The organism is Psychrobacter sp. LFX-11D, assembly GCF_904846475.1.
Lineage (GTDB): Bacteria > Pseudomonadota > Gammaproteobacteria > Pseudomonadales > Moraxellaceae > Psychrobacter > Psychrobacter cryohalolentis.
Genome location: NZ_CAJHAV010000002.1, coordinates 66,417 through 85,098, shown reverse-complemented (window position 1 = coordinate 85,098; position 18,682 = coordinate 66,417). Strand labels below are relative to the sequence as shown.

The 18,682-nt window shown below is 43.5% G+C and carries 21 protein-coding genes and 1 tRNA gene; 3 read left to right on the top strand and 19 right to left on the bottom strand.

All coding sequences use genetic code 11. The annotated features are described in order from the left end of the window. The first annotated feature begins 149 nt into the window (after positions 1 to 149). From JMX75_RS01995 to JMX75_RS01985, 3 genes are all read left to right on the top strand, one after another. Positions 150 to 1,523 carry a bifunctional folylpolyglutamate synthase/dihydrofolate synthase gene (locus tag JMX75_RS01995; protein WP_201530712.1) on the top strand — a complete coding sequence of 458 codons (1,374 nt, stop codon included), beginning with the start codon at positions 150 to 152 and terminating at the stop codon, positions 1,521 to 1,523. 230 nt (positions 1,524 to 1,753) lie between these two features. Further along, positions 1,754 to 2,950 carry an SPOR domain-containing protein gene (locus JMX75_RS01990; RefSeq protein WP_133105440.1) on the top strand — a complete coding sequence of 399 codons (1,197 nt, stop codon included), beginning with the start codon at positions 1,754 to 1,756 and terminating at the stop codon, positions 2,948 to 2,950. 303 nt (positions 2,951 to 3,253) lie between these two features. After that, complete coding sequence (locus tag JMX75_RS01985) at positions 3,254 to 3,784, top strand: DUF2726 domain-containing protein (protein WP_020442801.1); 531 nt, start codon at positions 3,254 to 3,256, stop codon at positions 3,782 to 3,784. A gap of 25 nt (positions 3,785 to 3,809) precedes the next feature. Here JMX75_RS01985 and JMX75_RS01980 read toward each other — a convergent pair whose 3' ends face one another. The 19 genes from JMX75_RS01980 to gatA all read right to left on the bottom strand — a co-directional run bounded on the left by JMX75_RS01980 (position 3,810) and on the right by gatA (position 18,629). Beyond that, positions 3,810 to 4,766 carry a DUF1853 family protein gene (locus tag JMX75_RS01980; RefSeq protein ID WP_201530711.1) on the bottom strand — a complete coding sequence of 319 codons (957 nt, stop codon included), beginning with the start codon at positions 4,764 to 4,766 and terminating at the stop codon, positions 3,810 to 3,812. A gap of 102 nt (positions 4,767 to 4,868) precedes the next feature. Continuing rightward, a complete protein-coding gene (locus JMX75_RS01975) occupies positions 4,869 to 5,036 on the bottom strand; it encodes a hypothetical protein (protein WP_193013275.1) in 168 nt (55 codons plus the stop codon). Between the two features lie 111 nt (positions 5,037 to 5,147). After that, complete coding sequence (locus JMX75_RS01970; protein ID WP_193011057.1) at positions 5,148 to 6,002, bottom strand: hypothetical protein; 855 nt, start codon at positions 6,000 to 6,002, stop codon at positions 5,148 to 5,150. Between the two features lie 706 nt (positions 6,003 to 6,708). Further along, positions 6,709 to 7,161, bottom strand: a complete 453-nt coding sequence (locus tag JMX75_RS01965) for a hypothetical protein (protein WP_201530710.1) — start codon at positions 7,159 to 7,161, stop codon at positions 6,709 to 6,711. Between the two features lie 126 nt (positions 7,162 to 7,287). Next, positions 7,288 to 7,452, bottom strand: coding sequence for a DNA-binding protein (locus JMX75_RS01960; RefSeq protein WP_201530709.1), 165 nt, complete (start codon positions 7,450 to 7,452; stop codon positions 7,288 to 7,290). Positions 7,453 to 7,499: 47 nt separating this feature from the next. Beyond that, on the bottom strand, positions 7,500 to 7,799 hold the full coding sequence (locus JMX75_RS01955; protein WP_201530708.1) for a helix-turn-helix domain-containing protein: 300 nt from the start codon (positions 7,797 to 7,799) through the stop codon (positions 7,500 to 7,502). Then, on the bottom strand, positions 7,796 to 8,155 hold the full coding sequence (locus JMX75_RS01950; protein WP_201530707.1) for a type II toxin-antitoxin system RelE/ParE family toxin: 360 nt from the start codon (positions 8,153 to 8,155) through the stop codon (positions 7,796 to 7,798). The genes JMX75_RS01955 and JMX75_RS01950 overlap by 4 nt, the downstream gene beginning before the upstream one ends. 345 nt (positions 8,156 to 8,500) lie before the next feature. Beyond that, positions 8,501 to 10,597, bottom strand: a complete 2,097-nt coding sequence (locus JMX75_RS01945; RefSeq protein WP_201530706.1) for a DUF3987 domain-containing protein — start codon at positions 10,595 to 10,597, stop codon at positions 8,501 to 8,503. Positions 10,598 to 10,706: 109 nt separating this feature from the next. After that, complete coding sequence (locus JMX75_RS01940) at positions 10,707 to 11,315, bottom strand: hypothetical protein (RefSeq protein WP_201530705.1); 609 nt, start codon at positions 11,313 to 11,315, stop codon at positions 10,707 to 10,709. Next, positions 11,308 to 11,823, bottom strand: a complete 516-nt coding sequence (locus tag JMX75_RS01935; RefSeq protein WP_201530704.1) for a hypothetical protein — start codon at positions 11,821 to 11,823, stop codon at positions 11,308 to 11,310. Before JMX75_RS01935 ends, JMX75_RS01940 begins: the two co-directional genes overlap by 8 nt. Next, positions 11,816 to 12,067: a hypothetical protein gene (locus JMX75_RS01930; protein ID WP_201530703.1), complete on the bottom strand. Its 252-nt coding sequence runs from the start codon at positions 12,065 to 12,067 to the stop codon at positions 11,816 to 11,818. Before JMX75_RS01930 ends, JMX75_RS01935 begins: the two co-directional genes overlap by 8 nt. After that, positions 12,060 to 12,338 (bottom strand): hypothetical protein, encoded by a 279-nt coding sequence (locus JMX75_RS01925; protein ID WP_227673027.1) that lies wholly within the window; start codon positions 12,336 to 12,338, stop codon positions 12,060 to 12,062. The genes JMX75_RS01930 and JMX75_RS01925 overlap by 8 nt, the downstream gene beginning before the upstream one ends. Then, entirely contained in the window at positions 12,335 to 12,619 is a 285-nt protein-coding gene (locus JMX75_RS01920) for a helix-turn-helix domain-containing protein (RefSeq protein WP_201530702.1), read from the bottom strand. The genes JMX75_RS01925 and JMX75_RS01920 overlap by 4 nt, the downstream gene beginning before the upstream one ends. A 2-nt stretch (positions 12,620 to 12,621) precedes the next feature. Beyond that, positions 12,622 to 12,918, bottom strand: coding sequence for a helix-turn-helix transcriptional regulator (locus tag JMX75_RS01915; protein WP_201530701.1), 297 nt, complete (start codon positions 12,916 to 12,918; stop codon positions 12,622 to 12,624). 130 nt (positions 12,919 to 13,048) lie between these two features. Beyond that, positions 13,049 to 13,891, bottom strand: coding sequence for a hypothetical protein (locus JMX75_RS01910; RefSeq protein WP_201530700.1), 843 nt, complete (start codon positions 13,889 to 13,891; stop codon positions 13,049 to 13,051). Between the two features lie 121 nt (positions 13,892 to 14,012). Then, a complete protein-coding gene (locus tag JMX75_RS01905) occupies positions 14,013 to 15,251 on the bottom strand; it encodes a tyrosine-type recombinase/integrase (protein ID WP_201530699.1) in 1,239 nt (412 codons plus the stop codon). Between the two features lie 161 nt (positions 15,252 to 15,412). Next, positions 15,413 to 15,489: transfer RNA gene (locus tag JMX75_RS01900), tRNA-Pro, on the bottom strand. Positions 15,490 to 15,603: 114 nt separating this feature from the next. Continuing rightward, the gene (gene gatB, locus JMX75_RS01895; protein ID WP_201530698.1) at positions 15,604 to 17,133 is read right to left on the bottom strand and encodes an Asp-tRNA(Asn)/Glu-tRNA(Gln) amidotransferase subunit GatB; all 1,530 of its coding nucleotides are present in this window, start codon (positions 17,131 to 17,133) and stop codon (positions 15,604 to 15,606) included. After that, positions 17,133 to 18,629, bottom strand: a complete 1,497-nt coding sequence (gene gatA, locus JMX75_RS01890; RefSeq protein WP_133105435.1) for an Asp-tRNA(Asn)/Glu-tRNA(Gln) amidotransferase subunit GatA — start codon at positions 18,627 to 18,629, stop codon at positions 17,133 to 17,135. Before gatA ends, gatB begins: the two co-directional genes overlap by 1 nt. Positions 18,630 to 18,682: the final 53 nt, after the last annotated feature.

Sequence of the window (18,682 nt, the reverse complement as noted above, 5' to 3'; positions counted from 1 at the left end):
ATATCTGCCAAATATGTAAAACTAATGAATAGCATTTATCGTGTATAACGGTAAATGCTATTTTTGCTTTGTAGCAAGCTAGTCATACTGTTTTTATTTTTTTATATAAGTTTTATCTTTTATCTCAAATTTTGATATAGGTTCTGTCCATGTCTGATTCTTTAGCGTCTCATAGCCCCAGTAGTAGCCTTGACACCCAAGCCACTTTAACCGAATGGCTGAATTATATGCAGCAGATTCATGTCTCGGCGATAGATATGGGGCTGTCACGAGTACTGCCAGTTGCTGAGGCATTGGGAGTCGTACAATCAGCCAAAGATGACGCCTATGTATTTACGGTTGCAGGTACTAATGGCAAAGGCTCGACGACTGCGGTCATCGCGCAGATGTGCCAAGCCGCAGGATATAAAACTGCCTTATATCAATCGCCGCACTTGAATGTCTTTAACGAGCGGGTACGGATCGATGGCGAGATGGTCAGCGATGAAACCCTGATTGCTGCCTTTAGTAAGGTAGAAGCGGCACGGTTGCAATGTGATTTAACATTGTCATTTTTTGAGATGACAACACTGGCAGCATTGTTGATATTCGCGGAAGCGGATTGCGATGTTTGGGTGTTAGAAGTCGGACTGGGCGGTCGCTTAGATGTGGTCAATATCATCGACCCTGATATGGCAGTGATTACCAACATTGCCATCGATCATGTTGATTGGTTGGGTGATAATGTGGAAGCCATCGGAGCGGAAAAAGCAGGTATTTTACGTGATGGGATTAGCGTCATTTACGGTGCTACAGAGATGCCAAATAGCGTACAGCAAGCGATAGATAAGCATCAGGCGACTTGTTATCAAGTCAGTAAAGACTTTAGCTATTGTAAAAATGATTCGACTACGTGGCAATATAGCAATGCAGCTGTCACTCTACAATTGCCTCGACCCGCACTGTCATTGACCAATACTGCCAATGCTCTGTCAGCAGTACTTGCAAGTCCCTTAGACGTCGATACCAATGCTATAGGGCAAGCGCTAAAAACAGTTAAGCTTGCCGGTCGCTTCGATTATCGTGAAGTCCATGAGCGTCATTGGCTATTTGATGTGGCGCATAACGATCAAGGCGTTGAGTTTTTATTGGCACAATTATTACCGCTTTGGCAGCAGCATTTAACACAGCAAAGTACACCTGAACAAGTTAATCAAACTTCAGGTGAACCTGCTACCATTAAAATGTTGTTTTCTATGCTAGGTGATAAAGATATTAATAAAGTGGTGCAGCGTTTGACGACAGCAGGCTTGCCAATCAGTGATTGGTTCATCGCTGAGATTGATTATCCACGTGCTGCCACTACGGAGCATTTGCAAGGTATCTTAGCGAGCTATGTCGATGATGCTCAGATACATGAGTTTGCGCGTTTGCAAGAAGCCACTCATGCGATTATAAATGCCAGTCAGCCACAAGATTTAATCGTAGTCTGCGGCTCTTTTCATACGATTGGAGAGGCATTGTCTACGCTTGAAACGCGATAATTTACGTTAAAACATTGACTGTTTGATGTTAGTCTTAGTAATAGCGTGGTGGCAGACAGCATGAAAAATATGCTTTATAATCAAAGTGATTAAAACCTAGCGCATTAGTATTAACACGGATGGAAGCAACTGGCGCTAATAGCTTGCTGATTTAATCTATCTATAATATAGTTTAAAACAATAACCGCGCCGCCCAATCAACCTTATTACCAACTAAGAGACGTAAACGGATGAATTTTTCGAGACAAGCCTTATTGGGCATTGGGATGATTATCGGTGGTAGCGTGATGCTATACGCCATGGTACAACAAATTGGTGATACCAATAAATCACAGCCAGCATCGGCAATGATCGATCAACCGAGTGCTGAGCCTACGTCTGTACAACCACTGACAACAGATATCGAAACAGAAAAACGTATCTTGGCACAAAAACAAAAAGAGCGTGCCGCTCGCGTTGCAGAACAAGAAAAGCGTGCTCAGCAGTTCTTAACTGAACAAGAAGCGGCAGAGGCGCAAGCATTGGCAAAAGCACGCGCTGAAAGTCAGCAATATCTGGCGAGCACCACACCAAGTATCGAAGATAACGCTGATACTAACAGCAATAATGAAAAGGCGACGAAGAACACACTTGCAACACCTATATCAGCGCCTTCTAGTGCAGAGACGTCCACTAATTCCGCTGATGGTGCTGAAGCAAAGAAGAAAGCACTAGCGGAGCAGCAGGCAGCTGAAAGACAAGCAACTATTAGAGAGCAAGCTGCTGCTAAGAAATTAGCAGATAGCAAAAAAGAAGCAGACGTTAAAAAGCAAGCTGAAGCGCAAGTAGCTGCGGAAAAAAAGCGCGAGGCGGATGAAGCCGCAAAAAAGACCCCATCTAAGTCGCCCTCTGACTATCAAGTCAAAAGAGGAGATGGGCTGATTAAATTGGCACGCCAGTACGATATGCCGGTAGAAGTCTTAGCTCAAGCCAATAATCTCTCACCATCAACATCGCTAAATCTTGGTCAAACCATTACGATCCCATCGCGTAAGCAGGTAGAGCGTTTAGAGCGAGAAGCAACAGCGGCTGAACAGGCACGTGAAGAAAAGCGTCAAAGAGAAGAAGCTTTAGCTAAAAAGTCAGCAGACGCTAAACGTGATGCTCAGCAAAAACTCAGTGAAGCCCGCAAAGAAGTCAAAGAAACCGATGCTAAAGGTAGCTTTGGGGTACAAGTAGCGTTAGCAAACGACCAATCCAAAGCGGATGAGATGGCAAAAAAATTCCAATCTGCAGGTTATCAAGTTAAGACCAGCCCGACGAGTCGCGGTGTGCGGGTTATTGTCGGTCCTGAGCGCGGTAAAGTAGCCGCTTTAGCCTTGAAGGATAAGATTAATAGTGACCCTAAAGTGAATACCACCAGCGCTTGGGTATTATATTGGCGCTAGATATTGTTAAACTGCTAAACGCATGATAATGAATGTGGACCTACAATCTTAGTGAGAGTGCTTTCATTTATCATCATTTGATGCTTTTATAATTAAAACACGACATCTATTGTCGTGTTTTTTGTTTTAGTGTTTGTCCATTTGCTCATACTTAGTTACCATGAGCACCATTTTTGTTTCTCTCTGTATAACCTGTTAGCCCATAAGGGTCGACCTGCTGCAGTTAAAGGTAGTTTGTTATGTTAGCTGGGCTAGCATATAGGCAAGCTATCTAACTGCTTAGATATTGCATAAGGTAAAACCATGTCATTTGGCGCTATATTTTTAATATTGGCAGTTGGCTTTTTGGGGCTGATTACCTTACCAAAATTATTTTCTAATAAACAAGCTGTTGAACCAGATCCGCCGCCTGTACGCGGTGATGAGTTGGCTATTTGGCCGTTTGCGCCGATGCCTATCATGACCCCTACTGAAGTGATATTTTTTAATAAGTTAAAAAATGCATTACCGGAATATCATATTTTTGTGCAAGTACAGCTGTCACGGATTATCGAAGCGAACAGTAATGAGACGTCTGAGCGCAGTTTTTGGTTCAATCGTATCTGCCGCCAAAGTGTTGATTATGTGATTGTTGATATTGATGCGCAGACTACCTTGGTTGCCATCGAGCTTGATGATTGGACACATAGCAGTAAAGCAAGGCAAAAAGCCGATGACAAAAAAGACAAGGCGCTTGCCAGTGCGGGTATTGCTATCGTGCGTTTTCATGCGGAGCGCATGCCGAGTGCCGACATGCTGAGATATGAGCTGATGCAAGTGATTGAGAGTTATTAAAAGCTATTAAGATGATGATAAAAGCTTAAAGTTTATTTTCTACTTGTTCGGTCTGCTTAGGATAAATGACAATCGGTCTATCGCCTGCAAAATATAAACCTGTTTTTAATATATCGTTTTTAGAATTGTTCAGTGGCGACTGACGACCGTCATAAAAGTCGCGTTTGCTAAACCATTCAATATAATAAGCAGCGCGCAATGTAGCAATATCAATCGTCGAAAGATTTGCGCTATCAGTCTTATCACACCACTCATGTATAGGAAAGCTTGGTGTCAGCCAAGACGGATAAGTAAAATTACAGGTATTTATCGGCAAAAAGAATCGCCCTTTTATCACGCCATAGCGCTTATCAATTTTAATTTGACCATGTTTTTCCGTATCTACCCATACGGTGCGAAACTGCTTGGTTTGCATGTGGGTCATTTTGCGTTGTAAATTGTCCTCTGAGTTGATGCCAACCCAGTTCTCAGGGGCAAAAGGCGCTGATCCCATAAAGAACTTAATAGCCAGTTCCCAATGCTCGACCAGATTTTCTGCATGATTATATAAGATTAAATCCAGCTCACCAGTCGTCTGCTTGCCATTATAGAGCTGCACATTATTAGCCAGTGTCTCATACGGATGTAGTTTGCGCGCATAGCCATCCTCTAACCAAAATGACAGTAACCCTTCAAAGTGAAAACCCAAACGATTGGGACTTGGACGCGCCAGTAAATAGCGGGTCAGCACCTGATAGTCATTGGTGCTATCTAGCTCTGTTAACCGCTGCTGATACACCGCAAACTGCGATTGCCAAAAGTGTGCGCTATGTACCGACACGGTATGTGTATTCTGATGCGGCGCAAAGTCCAGCCATTCCGTTAAGATGTTAGGGCAGGCAAGCACATACGCTAAATCACGCACATAAGGTCGCTGGTATACGTCCCAAGGTGCGTCATCTATAAGGTAAGTCGAGAAGGGCTGAGCGATAGGCTCGGGCATAGGATAAACCATCGTAACGTTGTAGTATTTACCCTAACGGCTCGCTCTATAAAAGTCTATAGGATACGAGTATCGGCTAGGGTAATGCTTAGTCTTTTGGACTTAAAACATGATATTAATGTGATGGATATGAATACTAATATCAGGCGGCGATAGCAAGTAAGGTAATAGAGTGCTGACTACCGTTTTTAGTAGAAAGAATTGCCATTTAGGTTGATATTGAGATGGCTTTTGTTTTGGATTTGTTGGAATGTGAATTTTCTGTTTCATGTGTCTAGCTCCATATTTGCCGTAACTTGATTGATACGGCTTATAGTTGCTAGTTTATGGTGTGGGGGTTTGCGTAGGTTCTATAGTAGATAGCAAGTTATCTATAGTAGATTAATTTAGTGGCTTTATATCGTTAATACGTGACAGCCATTTGCCTACGGCTTGATATTCGAGCGTTAAACCATCGTTTTGTAATATAGTGGTAATGCTAGCATTCAAAGATGGGTTGTTTTGGCTATATGGTTCGGCATTATCCAGATTAGTAAGTTTAGCCATTGCATACATTACCCTATCTAAAGCTCTATATGCTTGATGCGGTACTTTTTCTAAATCATCGGCTGGATTGACTGCGAGTGCAGCTTGTTCACTTTTACTTTCAAGGTCTGATATTTCTTTTCTCTGTTGGACATAAATTTCCTTAGCCTTTTCCAAACGTGCTTCTAAAGCCTGATTTTTAGCTAGTAGAGATGAGTAATCATCATGAGTAATCGGTTTTAATTTATGAATATCAATATCGGAGAATAAAGTTTTAGGCATGTCGTCAGCATGATATTCGGCAATAAATTCTTTTAAGTCAGTTACTTTTATAGTTCGTCGTTCAGGATTAATATGACCTATACCACTACTCACAGAGTCAGCTTCTTTTTTATCCTTGATATCATATTTATAGTAACCTTTACCGCCATCTCTGCCCATTTTTAACTTACCATCCTCAAAGGCCTGATGAAGTATTTCACATCTAGGTTCAACACATTGAACATATGGGTGCTTAACAATACTTCGGGATAATGCGTTTCCATCTCCTTTTGGAGTACATTGAGTCAATTCAGTAGCTAATTCACTTCTAGGAATACCACACCATAAAATTGCCGCTTCAGGCACAGTCAAATAATCAAAATTATTTTTAATATTGTCGCAATTATTAAACTGTGAGTAATACTCTTTACCCTTAAGACTATATTGCATAATTCAAATCCTTACATCTTTCCAAAATAAGCATAAATCGCTATTATTCGAAGCGTTAACCTTACAGAACTGCTTATACTTTAATAAAAATCTGAGTTTATCTCATCTCTTACCTAAGATGTAGACACAAACCTTATAAATCTAACCCAAAAAAAAGCCAACCATTGAAAACAATGATTGGCTTTTCTCTTTACTACTATGTTTGGTCGGAACGGCAGGAAGTAAAGTATTGGCTGTAAGCATTGATATTAAAGGTTTATTGATTTATTAAAATAAAATATACCGCAAAATATACCGCATTATGCAAAAGTCACTTAGCTTTTAGCCCTCATTTGGCTGTAAAAAGTAAAGATAACAGACGATAGATTATAGTTATTAGGGTCATCATTATTATCAACATGCCAGCAACTTAGGAATACTTTTTTATACTTGCACTTTGTTTGCATGGGGTTAAATTGCTAATGACTGCACGCGCTTAGATAATGGCGCTTAAAGTTAAGCGTTTATCGTGCGTTTGCTCGCACCAATTCGCACTTACTCGCAAAACTAGATAACCCCAAACTTGGGGTTATTTTGAGCCAGCCTCTTAAATATACTACTGCAATTTGCTGATACTAAAATCAACTTGCAACTTTCTTTCATGGGGTTGTCTTGCTAGTGGGTGGGTGCGTGTTAGAGGCGGTTTATTCATTAAGATTTTTATAAGTCATGACAGCGCCAAAAGAGCCTCATAAATGTGTTGTTCAGCATTGCTTAGATGCTCTCTTACCTTGCGTACATGGCTGCGCTTAGTTGTGCCTTCCCCGTGTTCATATTCACTCACCACCGATTTACTTAGCTTTGTATAAGACATGCTGTATAGATAATAGTGCCTTATAATCTTAGCCCACATCATAAGTTCCTTATCACCTGATTGCCTCATGCCACCTAATTCACGGTCTATCAGTGTGTAATAAGCTTCGTCGTTCATATCCCACAGCACTGGACGACTTCTTTCGCGACTTTGCTGCACATTATTATTTAAGACTTTTGCCATAGGTGACTGATACCCCAAATGACCGCCAACCTTTTCACGATTGCAAAAGTCACCCCAGCCAGTCAACCAGCTTTGCACCTCTAATAAATCAATCGCTTCAATCTTTCCAGTATTATTGCTCATGTGCCACCCTCAAAATAATGCATAATGTTTTTTGATAATATACCTTATTACTTGCTAGCCATAAAAAAGGGCAGACGATAAACGCCCACCTCTTATAGTAATAATTAAAAACAAGACTTTCGCGTCTTATGCCAGCTCATTAATACCCTTTGCGCGTGCAACATCGTTTAATGCTTGGATAAGGTCACTAGGTGCGCCATCAGTCAATACTTCATTCAAGTAAGCACTAATAAGGGTTTCATCTGTTAGGTACTCTGCCACATCAAAACCGCTGGTTTTAATATTGGTCATTGGGGGTACTCCTTTGCTTCATTCTTGTGCCGGCATAGGGTGGGGCATTACATCAATATAACTTCACTGTTTGGCATCTTAGCAGTAATGACCACTTCGCCACCTAACGACTGTACATAGTTCTGTAGGGTTGATAGTTGAATGTCCTTGCCGCTTTCTACCTTTGATATGCTGGCTTGCGATACGCCCATCATGGCGGCAAGCTCCGATTGTTTAAGGTTTCCCATCTTTCTAAGTTTAGCCAGCTCAATAGATTGGCTTAAGCGTTTGGCTTTATCAGTGATACGGCTTTGTCTATCGGCTGGCAGTTTTGCCATGTAGTCATCTAAGTTCGTAAATTTTGTCATTTGTTATTCTCCTTGTTATCTAGCGTTTCAAGGTACGCCTGATAGATACTTTCGGCTATCGGCATCATGCGCTTATAAAAACGCTTGTCACCTGTCTTGTCACCACCACATAGCATGACTGCTTGCCTATAAGGGTCGAACACATAAAACGCCCTGTATGGCTTGCCAGCATGTTGAACCCGTAGTTCTTTTAGGTTGGTTAGCTTACTGTCTTTTAGCGTATCAGCGTGTGGTCTGCCTAATTGATGCCCGTATTGACGCAGTATCATTAAAGCGGCTAATACATCGTCCTGCTCGGCTTGGGTTAGTGACTCTAGCCAGTCCTCAAATTGAGGGGCAAATATAATCTCATACATATAGTAAGCCTTATTTCTTATTTATTATATAACAATACGGTTATATCTTGTGAGGTTTCTAATAGCTGGGCTTTACTCGTACCGGTCAATATAGTTTTATACCTAAGAAAAGCTGCTTAAAATGCTTAAACTGGCTATAACGTATGATGGGTAAGAGATTAGCTTAAGGTAGGCGTTTGCTTAACGTTGCTTAAACTGCTTAAGTTCGTCTTAAATTGGCTTGTTTTAGGCTGAGTTTAAGCAGTTTAAGCAAGCTTAAGATTTGGCAATCTTAATAGAAAACCCCTAACCATAAGGGCTAGGGGTAGTTTAAGCAGTTTAAGCAAGATTTCTTAAGCGTTAATACTAATTGTATAGTTTGGGGTTAATAAGTATCACCTTACTACGCCCCTCCATTTCCTGCCTGATATGTTTAGCAGACTCTAATTTATCTAACTCACTTTGTAATAACTTAGTATTTTTACGCATGGGGTTAGGTGCATTATTAGCAATATAAGTCCTGCTTAACTTATGCGGATTTTTACCTTTCGCTTTATCTACTAGCCAGCTACTTAGTTTCTCACTGTCGTTCTGTTCCCCATTATGCGTTGCATCAAGATAGCGTAAACGTTCGGCTGTGGAATACTCAACCAACATAAAAGCGCGTGCTATATCATCACTGTTGATGGTATTACGTCCCTCAAAGAACGCCATTAATGATGCTATACGGCTGGCATTCTCTGCCATACGTGAGGCATACGCTTTTAGGTACTCCAATGTCTGCCCTTGTGCTTGGCGGTTCTCTATCGCTTGCATGTGAGTGCAAAATACTTGTTGTGCACCATCTGCCCATTGTATTTTTAGGCGCTGGGGTGTGCCGGTACTATCGTTTGGCTCATTGGCTGGCAATGGGTCAAGTAAGCTTTGACAGCGTGACCAGTATTCTATTAAGTGTGGGTTGTCATAAGGGCTATCGTTTCTACGCTGGGGATTGTCCCACACACGTTGACCACGTAAGTCAGGAGGGCAAGCAATCAATGCCCTTGCTAAAAACCCTTGCCCATTCATCAAGGGGTCAGTTAATGCCTGTTCTAATACTACCCGTTGCCCTTGTAGCAGTAGCGTCATGCGTACACCATGCGCGTCTGTTTGAGGCGTGGCATAGGCAGACTTTTGCGAGCGTAACCGTGATACTTCGCCATCACTCCATAACTTAGTAAGTGCTGATAGGGCACTGCCAGCGGTATCACCTGTCATGGTATGACCATTAAAGAATTGCCCTGCCTCGTCTGTCGTCCATGATGCGTTATTCATTTCCCCACTGATAAACCTATCCAATATTGGTTCTATGGTCGCATCATCGAATAAGTTCTTAGGGTTGTACGGTCTAGGATTTTCATCTAAGAACGTAGATAGCTCTTTACCCTTTAAACTAACCTTGTCACTTTCCCAAGTTGATACGTCATTTAGATAGTTGGTGTATTGTTGGCGCTCATACTCTTTAATCTTGAAATGAGTTAAGCCCATCGCTTGCGTTTTACCGCTACCACTTTCCCCCTCTGTGATTATTATGAGGCTTACCGGCATGTGCCCATGTCCCATAGGTGCATCAATGAAACGCTGCCCCATGTGCGCCAGTGCCCCTAAAACGCATTGACCTGCCATAGCAGTAGGTACTTGTGCATAATATGCCACGGCTTCAATGACTTGTCGCAATAAGCCTGTGAACGCATTTATAGGGTAGGGTGTCGGTGCGCTTGGGTCATTAGCCAGTGGTTCAGGGTCGCCCCAAGCATCAGCTTGTAGATTGGCTATAGTAGTTTCACTGTCTGCCAAAATAACAGCATAGCTTAAGCCCCCATATTCCAAGTGTTCTAATACCGTCCTGTCACTGGTAACTACTACCTTTACGTTATGACCTGCCAGCGGCTTGCTTACCTCGTCCGCTTTGTCTAATGTCGTAAAGATAGTGACCGGTCTGTCTTGTGAGAAATGCTTAACCGTTTCATTGAATAGCCATTCAGTAGGGCTAATAGCTATCGTCACATGCTCGTTGATTAAGCATTTGGCTAGGGCTATGCCATCGTCAAAATTATCTACTGCGATAAGCTCGCTATCATTGCTCAATTTACCGATAAGATAGGCGGACGGCTGGCTAGTATCGGTTATGATGGGGTCGTGACTGTCATCAGCGTACAAGCATCGTAAGCTTGTCGGCTCATAGTCTTTGTTATGCAAAACCATTCCTATAGTGCCTACTGTGTCCAGCTTATCCCCTGATACCTTTACCTTGTCATCAATAACAAGCAAGCTTTTAGGGTTCAATAACGGGTAGTTTTGGGCTAAAATAGTAAAGCCTGATAGCGCCTCGGTAGTTGCTATTGGATAGTCACCTAAGATGCCAGATAAGCCCACCTTGCCGTGGGCTTTTTCTTGGCTATCGGTTTGTGGTGTAGTGGTCATCTAGTCCCCCTTGCTTGCGACTGGTTCGGCTTGCGCTCGGCTCTATACTTCTTGTAGTAGCTCTTACGCTTGGCATATTTACGGCTTTGCTTTGGCTGTGGGTAGGTTTTCATTCTGCACCTACCTTGCTGTAACCAGTCATTGCTAGGGGTTCGTTAATGATGTCTAGTTGAGCGTAGAGTATTTCTGCCCATGTGCTAGTAGCGTCATGCGATAAACGCGCCATAGACTTAACGGCTTCCCCCTCTATCTTGCCATAGTAAATAAGCCCTAGCAGATAACCAACATCATGTAAGGCATTGGCTGCACCACAGATATCACCAGCAATATGGTTCAAGTCATGTGATGACATAGTTACGACTATATTGTCGTCTGCTTCGGTGGTGTCTATTACTTTGCGTTGGCTGTCTTGAGTGGCAAACCTGCCGTTATATAGCGTTGCAATCGCTTGGCGGTTGGCTGGCGTGTCTTGGAATAGTGACGGCTGATAATCGCCTGTTTCTGTATCGTGTGCTGGAACAAAATAGCCTTTATCATCGTAGTAGATGTTGCTGCCATCGTGAGTAAGTGCCAATAGGTCACGCTTGCCGTATGGGTCGGCTGTCAATACAAACGAGGTAAAGCTTAATGATGGGCATAGAACACTGTCACCAGCTTTGAATGTGGCTAGTGTAGGGATGTTTTGAGTGTTTGAGTTGGTACGGATTGATTTAGGCATGATAGCCTCCTAACGTTTTTTGAGTGAATGCCACGCTATACGGTAAAAGTATAGGGTGACGGGTCTTACTCTCGGTAACGTTAGTAACCGCCCTGCATATTCGCCTTACGGCTATTTTATTTTGCAGCGTCAACCCGTCATAGTCGGTTAGCAAGTGACTTGCTATAGATATGAGGGAATGCCCCCTTGATGCGCTTAAATGCGCTCTTAGGGTAGTGCTTGATGGCATAGTAACAGCTTGAGAGGCTGGGCTATTATCAGGCACAAAAAAAGCCAATAAATAACGGCTGGCTTGTCCGCTAACGTTTTTTGAGAGGTCTATATAGTAACCGCTGCTATCATCACATGCAATCTGTTTTACACTGGTTTGGGTGCAAGCCAGTAGTGAGAGTAGCAAGCCAATGCCAGCTACCCATGCCATAAAGATAGTAAACCTTAGCAGTAAGCCGCGCTTGCCAGCCTGTGCCCTGTATTGGGGCTTTGGATTGGCTCTAGTATTATCACTCATGGTCTGTTGCCTCCTGCTTTGCCGTAGTCAACATACAATCCAATTCCTGAGTAATGCTCTCCAGCGACTTTGACGCAGAGAACAAGGCAAGCATGACCGCATTGATAACGCCACCTGATACCGCGCACTCCACTTGCACGGCTTGCAATGCCATTGCTAGATGACTGGTATCAATATCGAGTAGCACTATCTGCTCATTGATACTTTCTAACTGGTCGGCTGATACTGATATTTGATTACTCATTGATTGATACCTCATCTTGTGTGATTAGATTACCCATGATGTCCGCGCTCATTTTGCTGGCGTGTTCGCTGTGTGCCAGTAGCGCAGAACGTACCGCCACAATCACGCCCTTGCTTGCTGGGTCGCTGGTTTCTATCAGGTTCAAGGCATAAGCAAGGCTTTCACAATCGTTCGATACGTCTTGTATGTAGTCGTCCACATGGCATAGCGTATAAGTGTCCACTGCCACTAGGCGCGGTTCTAATACTTCCAATGGTTCGGTTATGCTCATGGGGTCACCTCGATATTAGATAACTCACTGTCAAGTAAGGTATGTTCATCGAGCCAATAGACTGCAAACCACTTATTGTTATGCTTGACCATTTCACTTTGAATGAGCAGTCCTTCCGCTCGTAAGTCATATATGCGAGGGGCTAGACTTGTAATTCTATAAAGGCGGATAGAGTCCCATATAGTGATAGTTGCGCCTGTCATTAGGTGCGTTCTGATTATCTCTATGTGGGTCTTGGGTGCTTGCTCATTGGTAACGGGTGCGGTGGCTGTAGTAGTCATGGTTACACCCCCTCGCTAGTGGTTGAGGTGTGACTTTCCAGCCACTCGATAACATCAGCATTGCGCCATGCTGTCATAGTAGGGGATAGTTTTATTGGTGCTGGGAAGCGTCCATCGCGTGACCATGCCCATAAGGTACTGCTACCAAACGGTAAGAATGGTATTAGCTGGCTGGCACGGCTCATGCCTTGCGGTGGTAAATATTTGACGTGTAGGCTTTCGGCTATTTGTTCAATGCTGTTTGATGTGTCATCAGTGAAAGCGATAACGGGATTATCTGTGGTGGTGTGCTGTGTCATGTCAATGACTCCGTACTACGTGCCACTACACTATGTAATGGCTTGTCTTGTACGGTTCATCTTATGGGGTATAGAATTAATTGCAGAATTGGAGCAGCTAAAGTGACATTTTAGCTAGTAAAATGGTGTTCTAGTCTTTGAAGTGCTTCTTCCGATGGGTGCTTAAGATATTAGATAATGAGCGTTCTGCATAACCAAGACCGTCAGACTTCCCTTCAAAATGAGCTATTATTTCTCTAGCAGCTTTATCATTTGAGCAAATAAACTTACCCCTTTCATTCTTATCACTAAGATATTTATCGTGATAATTCAATGCTTTTTGCTGCGGTTCGCTATAATTAATACCTTTTTGTGAACCTCCTTTTGCTCCAATCTTTCTATAATTACGTGATAAAATTTCGCTTTCTTCTACATACTCAGATGGGCTTAAACTCTCACCAACTATCGAACCTCCATACATTAATACCGCAGCTTCATGATGCCAACAAGAAACGTCATAGAGCCCATGCTCAAAAGCTAAGTATGCTAATCCTTTATATAACATTAACCTCAATACTTCTCTTAAGTTGCAACTTAAAAGCCTTTCTTTCTCCTCTACCGTATATTCTTCTAATATATGATTTACTAAAGAGTCATCTTTTATGTAAGGTTCAAATTTGAGAGCTAGATTTTTGAAAGCCGGCATAATAAATTTATTAAGATAGCACTCACAGTCATAATCACATTCACATTGAGGGTTATCCTCAAGATTATTGTGCTGTCTATACTCTAGTTCATTTCGTTGTAAGAACATAACTACAACATCTCGCACCCTGCCTAAGAAAGAAAGGTTGTTTTCGGACTGAACCTTATTGCAATCTTCATTAGATAGGATGGTTTTTGCAATCTGACTATCAGTAGGTCTTGATAGACTGAGTTCAAAAGATTTATACATCAACTTATGAGCTCGCTCATCTTCTGTAACATGATACATGTTCACACCTTTACACACCCTTAAAACAAAATAGGTGCAAGGCAGTGCCAGCCTAAAGGTGTGTGAACGGCTGGCTTTCGGGTAATTAATCCTAGCCTTGCATAGTCGTTATCACATGGGGTTATCCATGCTTCTGTGCTTGTTGTTTGAAGTTACCGTGTATGACGTTATCAATCTTGCCAGCGTAGGCATCATCAATGAAGTTTGCCCACTGGTGCATCATCTTGGTTCTATAGGGTAGATGCTGCGCCCCGTTGTATGCCTTGCTTACTTTGTTCTCTTTCTCGTGTGCCAGTTGTAGCTCTATCGCTTCGTGCATAGCGCCTTGCTCATGTAAGGTAGTGCTGGCAAGTCCACGGAAGCCGTGACCAGTCATACGCCCTTTATAGCCCATGCGCCATAGGGCAGTGATAAAGGCGTTTTCACTGTATGGCTTACGGGTTGTGGTATTAAAGAACACATGCTTGTCCGAAAGTCCTAGCTGTTTAATTTGCTCTAAGATTGCTATCACTTGAGGCGCAAGCGGTACTAGGTGGGGTCTATCCATTTTCATCTTGTCGGCTGGTATGCGCCATACTTCGGCTTTATAGTCTATCTCTGCCCATTCCATGAAGCGTAGCTCTTGCGTTCTCACGAACGTATAGCACATAAACCAAAAGCCTAGCTTCACCAGTAAGTCACCACCATAGGCATCAATGTCTTGAAGTAGTTTAGGTAGCTGCTGGCTAGTTACACGGCTATGGTGCTTCACCTTATGCGGTTTTAATGCTTCGGTTAGGTCGTTGGCTGGGTTATGAGTTACTAGCCCCTCACGTATGGCTTGCTTGAATATCTGTCCTGTTTGACGCATTGCACGCCTTGCCATATCGGGTGCGCCCCTCGCTTCGATAGCTTTACCAATGGCTAAAACATCAGGCGCGGTTATGTCCTCTATGTTCATGTGACCAATGACGGGCTTAATATCGCGCTGGTACTGTGAGTAGTCACGGCTATAGGTCTTAGGGGCAATGTGGGCTTTGCGGTCGTCATGCCAGCGTTCGGCTATGGCATCAAATGCTTTTGTACCGTCAGTATCGGCTTGCAAGCGTTTCTTATCGTGCTTAGGGTTGATGCCTTGCGCTATCAAGTCTTTTATCTGTTGGTTGCGCTGGCGTGCATCGGCAAGGCTCATTGCTGGATATTTACCAATGGTTAGGCTTTGGCGTTTATCAGCATACTTATAGTCACATACCCATACCTTACTACCCGTACTACGGACCCATAGGCGTAGGTTATTACCGTCACTATATTTGTCAGGTCGGCTAGGTGTGCAAGTATCGGACGGCTTAAGGCGTTTGATTTGGCTATCAGTTAATGACATGACGGTATATTTCCATGACGGTATAAAATATACCGTAAAATATACCGCACTTTGACATGGATTACCATGCTTTATGATGGCTTGTTATGTAGGGCGTATTGTTTGAAACGCCCATAGAAAAAGGGCAGACGGTTAATGACGGTCTGCCCTAATATTGTGTTTGGTCGGAACGGCAGGATTTGAACCTGCGACCACTACACCCCCAGTGTAGTGCGCTACCAGACTGCGCTACGCCCCGAATGACTGACTATTTTACGCAAAATTATGCATATTGCAAGAGCTATTTATTTTAGCCAAAATCTACAATTGTATTTTACATATCATAGCCAGTATAACCAATGAGCAGTTAACCTTAACCCAGTAACTCTTTTAGAATTTGGTTGACTTGCTGTGGATTGGCACTACCGCGACTGGCTTTCATTACTTGACCAACTAAACCATTGAAGGCTTTTTCTTTACCGCCGCGATACTCTTCAACCATCGCTGCATTCTTAGCGATGACCTCTTCAACGATGGCTTTGATAGCGCCCGTATCGGTTTCTTGCTTGAGACCTTTTTCCTCGATGATTTTATCTGCTGCATCATCAGCATCGCCGCCTTCGCGCTCATATAAGGCGCTAAAGACCTTCTTAGCTAGTTTGCCAGATAGAGTATCGTCTTTAATACGCGATAGCATACCAGCCAATTGCTTGGCGCTGATAGGGGAGTCAGTAATTTCCTTATCATCTTTGTTCAACGCACCGAGTAGGTCACCCATTACCCAGTTAGCTGCCATTTTGGCATCTGCTTGCCCAACTTCTGCAACCACATTTTCAAAGTAATCAGCAATTTGACGGCTACCAGTCAAGATACGAGCGTCATATTCTGAAAGACCAAGCGCTTCTTCAAAGCGAGCACGGCGGGCAACCGGTAGCTCAGGCATCGCTGCACGAATGCTATCAACCGTATGCTGCTCAATACGCACAGGTAGCAAGTCAGGATCAGGGAAGTAGCGATAATCATTGGCGTCTTCTTTAGTACGCATAACACGAGTTTCGTCGCGCTCTGGGTCATAAAGCATCGTTGCTTGCACAACTTTACCGCCGTCTTCTAAGATATCGATTTGACGCTCGATTTCGCGATTGATGGCACGCTCGATAAAGCGGAATGAGTTTAGGTTCTTAAGCTCAGTACGTGTACCAAGCTCGCTTCCAGGCTTACGGATAGAGACGTTACAGTCGCAGCGGAATGAGCCTTCTGCCATGATAGCGTCTGAGATACCCAGCCAAGTCACCAGCTGATGAATGGCTTTGATATAGGCCAGTGCTTCGTGAGCTGAGCGCATATCAGGTTCAGAGACGATTTCAATCAAAGGCGTACCAGCACGGTTCAAATCCACACCAGTCATACCATCGACGGCATCGTGTACTGATTTACCAGCATCTTCTTCTAGATGCGCGCGGGTGATACCCATGCGCTTAGGATATTCGTTCTTTTCACCTTCATTGACCACGACATCTATATAGCCTTCACCAACGATAGGATTGACCATCTGGGTGATTTGATAGCCTTTCGGCAAGTCAGGGTAAAAGTAGTTTTTACGGTCAAAAGTATTAAATAGACCCAGCTCAGCGTTGACGCCGATACCGAATTTCAGCGCACGATCAACCACACCAGCATTTAGCACTGGCAAAACACCCGGTAAGCCTAAATCTACAATACTGGCTTGGCTGTTTGGCTCGTGACCAAAGTCAGTCGGCGCGCTCGAGAATATCTTACTTTCTGTGTTCAGCTGGCAGTGAATCTCGATACCGATGACCACTTCATAACCATCGACGAATAGCTCTTTACGAACATCGTGTTTGCGAACGGCGTTGTTATCAGTAGTAGTTGCTGTATTCATTATACCGTCTCCTTCGCGATGGTAGAGTGTTGCAGATGATGATCTGTATGCTGCTGGAATAAATGAGCAGTAGAGAGCAATTTGCTCTCTTGCCAATATTGTCCAATCAATTGCAAACCAATAGGCAAGCCTGCTGAGGTTAAACCAACTGGCTGACTAAGCGCAGGTAAACCCGCTAAGTTGACACCAATGGTATAAACATCACCTAGATACATCGTTGCAGGATCGAGGTCTTCACCAAGTTTATAAGCCGCTGTTGGCGCCGTTGGACTGGCGATCACATCACAGTTGGCAAAAGCATCTTCGAAGTCTTTGATAATTATGCGGCGCACTTTTTGTGCCTTAGTATAATAGGCATCAAAGTAACCAGCAGATAGCGCATAAGTCCCTGACAAAATACGGCGCTGTACTTCAGGACCAAAGCCTTCAGAACGCGAGCGCGTATATAAGTCAATCAAGTCTTTAGGGTTTTCACAGCGATACCCAAAGCGCACACCATCGAAGCGTGATAGGTTTGATGATGCTTCAGCTGGGGCGAGCATATAATAGGTAGCAAGGGTGATCTCTGGATCGGTGATTGTCACCTCTACAATGGTCGCGCCAAGCTCTTCATATTTCTTTAACGCTGCACGAGCTGCTTGTTCGACTTCAGTATCAAGTCCTTTACTAAAGTATTCTTTAGCAACACCAATACGTAAACCGGCAAACGGTTTATCACCAGCGCTGGTAGCTGCGTCATTTAAATCTTGTACATAATCAGGCATGTCGTATTTGATAGAAGTCGCATCGCGTGGGTCATGACCAATCATTGGCTGTAATAGGAAGGCACAGTCCATGGCACTGCGACCCATACTACCGGCTTGATCAAGACTCGAGGCATAAGCAATCATACCGAAGCGAGAGACGCGACCATAAGTAGGTTTGATGCCCGTTAAGCCGCAAAATGAGGCAGGCTGACGAATAGAGCCACCAGTATCACTACCAGTCGCAACGGGTACAAATCCTGCTGCAACGGCTGCTGCACTACCACCTGATGAGCCACCAGGTACATGCGCTATGTTCCAAGGATTGTGCACCGCACCATAATATGAGCTTTCATTATCCGAGCCCATCGCAAACTCATCCATATTAAGCTTACCAAGGCTAATCATCCCAGCTTTATCAATGTTAGTGACGATGGTCGCATCATAAGGAGAGATAAAGTTATGCAGCATTTTAGAGCCACAGGTCGTCAATACGCCTTGAGTACAAAAAATATCTTTATGCGCCATGGGTACGCCAAGTAATGGGCGTTTGTCCCCTTGTACACGCATCTCGTCCGCCGCTTTTGCTTGCGCGCGTGCTGTCTCAGAGGTATGAGTGATAAAACTGTTAATCTTGCTATCAAGCGCGTTGATACGTTTGATGTAGTGGTCAGTCAGCTCAAGGCTGCTAAATTGTTTGTCTTGCAGACCAGTAATGAGCTGCTGGGTACTTAATAAATGAAGTTCAGACATAAGGTGTCGTCCGTCAAAATGTTAATAGCATAAAGTAAGATACGAAATCAGAG

Bases quoted from the DNA above. Each gene is read 5' to 3' on its own strand.
- JMX75_RS01995 (WP_201530712.1), top strand. From the start codon at position 150: ATGTCTGATTCTTTAGCGTCTCATAGCCCCAGTAGTAGCCTTGACACC.
- JMX75_RS01990 (WP_133105440.1), top strand. From the start codon at position 1,754: ATGAATTTTTCGAGACAAGCCTTATTGGGCATTGGGATGATTATCGGT.
- JMX75_RS01985 (WP_020442801.1), top strand. From the start codon at position 3,254: ATGTCATTTGGCGCTATATTTTTAATATTGGCAGTTGGCTTTTTGGGG.
- JMX75_RS01980 (WP_201530711.1), bottom strand. From the start codon at position 4,766: ATGCCCGAGCCTATCGCTCAGCCCTTCTCGACTTACCTTATAGATGAC.
- JMX75_RS01975 (WP_193013275.1), bottom strand. From the start codon at position 5,036: ATGAAACAGAAAATTCACATTCCAACAAATCCAAAACAAAAGCCATCT.
- JMX75_RS01970 (WP_193011057.1), bottom strand. From the start codon at position 6,002: ATGCAATATAGTCTTAAGGGTAAAGAGTATTACTCACAGTTTAATAAT.
- JMX75_RS01965 (WP_201530710.1), bottom strand. From the start codon at position 7,161: ATGAGCAATAATACTGGAAAGATTGAAGCGATTGATTTATTAGAGGTG.
- JMX75_RS01960 (WP_201530709.1), bottom strand. From the start codon at position 7,452: ATGACCAATATTAAAACCAGCGGTTTTGATGTGGCAGAGTACCTAACA.
- JMX75_RS01955 (WP_201530708.1), bottom strand. From the start codon at position 7,799: ATGACAAAATTTACGAACTTAGATGACTACATGGCAAAACTGCCAGCC.
- JMX75_RS01950 (WP_201530707.1), bottom strand. From the start codon at position 8,155: ATGTATGAGATTATATTTGCCCCTCAATTTGAGGACTGGCTAGAGTCA.
- JMX75_RS01945 (WP_201530706.1), bottom strand. From the start codon at position 10,597: ATGACCACTACACCACAAACCGATAGCCAAGAAAAAGCCCACGGCAAG.
- JMX75_RS01940 (WP_201530705.1), bottom strand. From the start codon at position 11,315: ATGCCTAAATCAATCCGTACCAACTCAAACACTCAAAACATCCCTACA.
- JMX75_RS01935 (WP_201530704.1), bottom strand. From the start codon at position 11,823: ATGAGTGATAATACTAGAGCCAATCCAAAGCCCCAATACAGGGCACAG.
- JMX75_RS01930 (WP_201530703.1), bottom strand. From the start codon at position 12,067: ATGAGTAATCAAATATCAGTATCAGCCGACCAGTTAGAAAGTATCAAT.
- JMX75_RS01925 (WP_227673027.1), bottom strand. From the start codon at position 12,338: ATGAGCATAACCGAACCATTGGAAGTATTAGAACCGCGCCTAGTGGCA.
- JMX75_RS01920 (WP_201530702.1), bottom strand. From the start codon at position 12,619: ATGACTACTACAGCCACCGCACCCGTTACCAATGAGCAAGCACCCAAG.
- JMX75_RS01915 (WP_201530701.1), bottom strand. From the start codon at position 12,918: ATGACACAGCACACCACCACAGATAATCCCGTTATCGCTTTCACTGAT.
- JMX75_RS01910 (WP_201530700.1), bottom strand. From the start codon at position 13,891: ATGTATCATGTTACAGAAGATGAGCGAGCTCATAAGTTGATGTATAAA.
- JMX75_RS01905 (WP_201530699.1), bottom strand. From the start codon at position 15,251: ATGTCATTAACTGATAGCCAAATCAAACGCCTTAAGCCGTCCGATACT.
- gatB (WP_201530698.1), bottom strand. From the start codon at position 17,133: ATGAATACAGCAACTACTACTGATAACAACGCCGTTCGCAAACACGAT.
- gatA (WP_133105435.1), bottom strand. From the start codon at position 18,629: ATGTCTGAACTTCATTTATTAAGTACCCAGCAGCTCATTACTGGTCTG.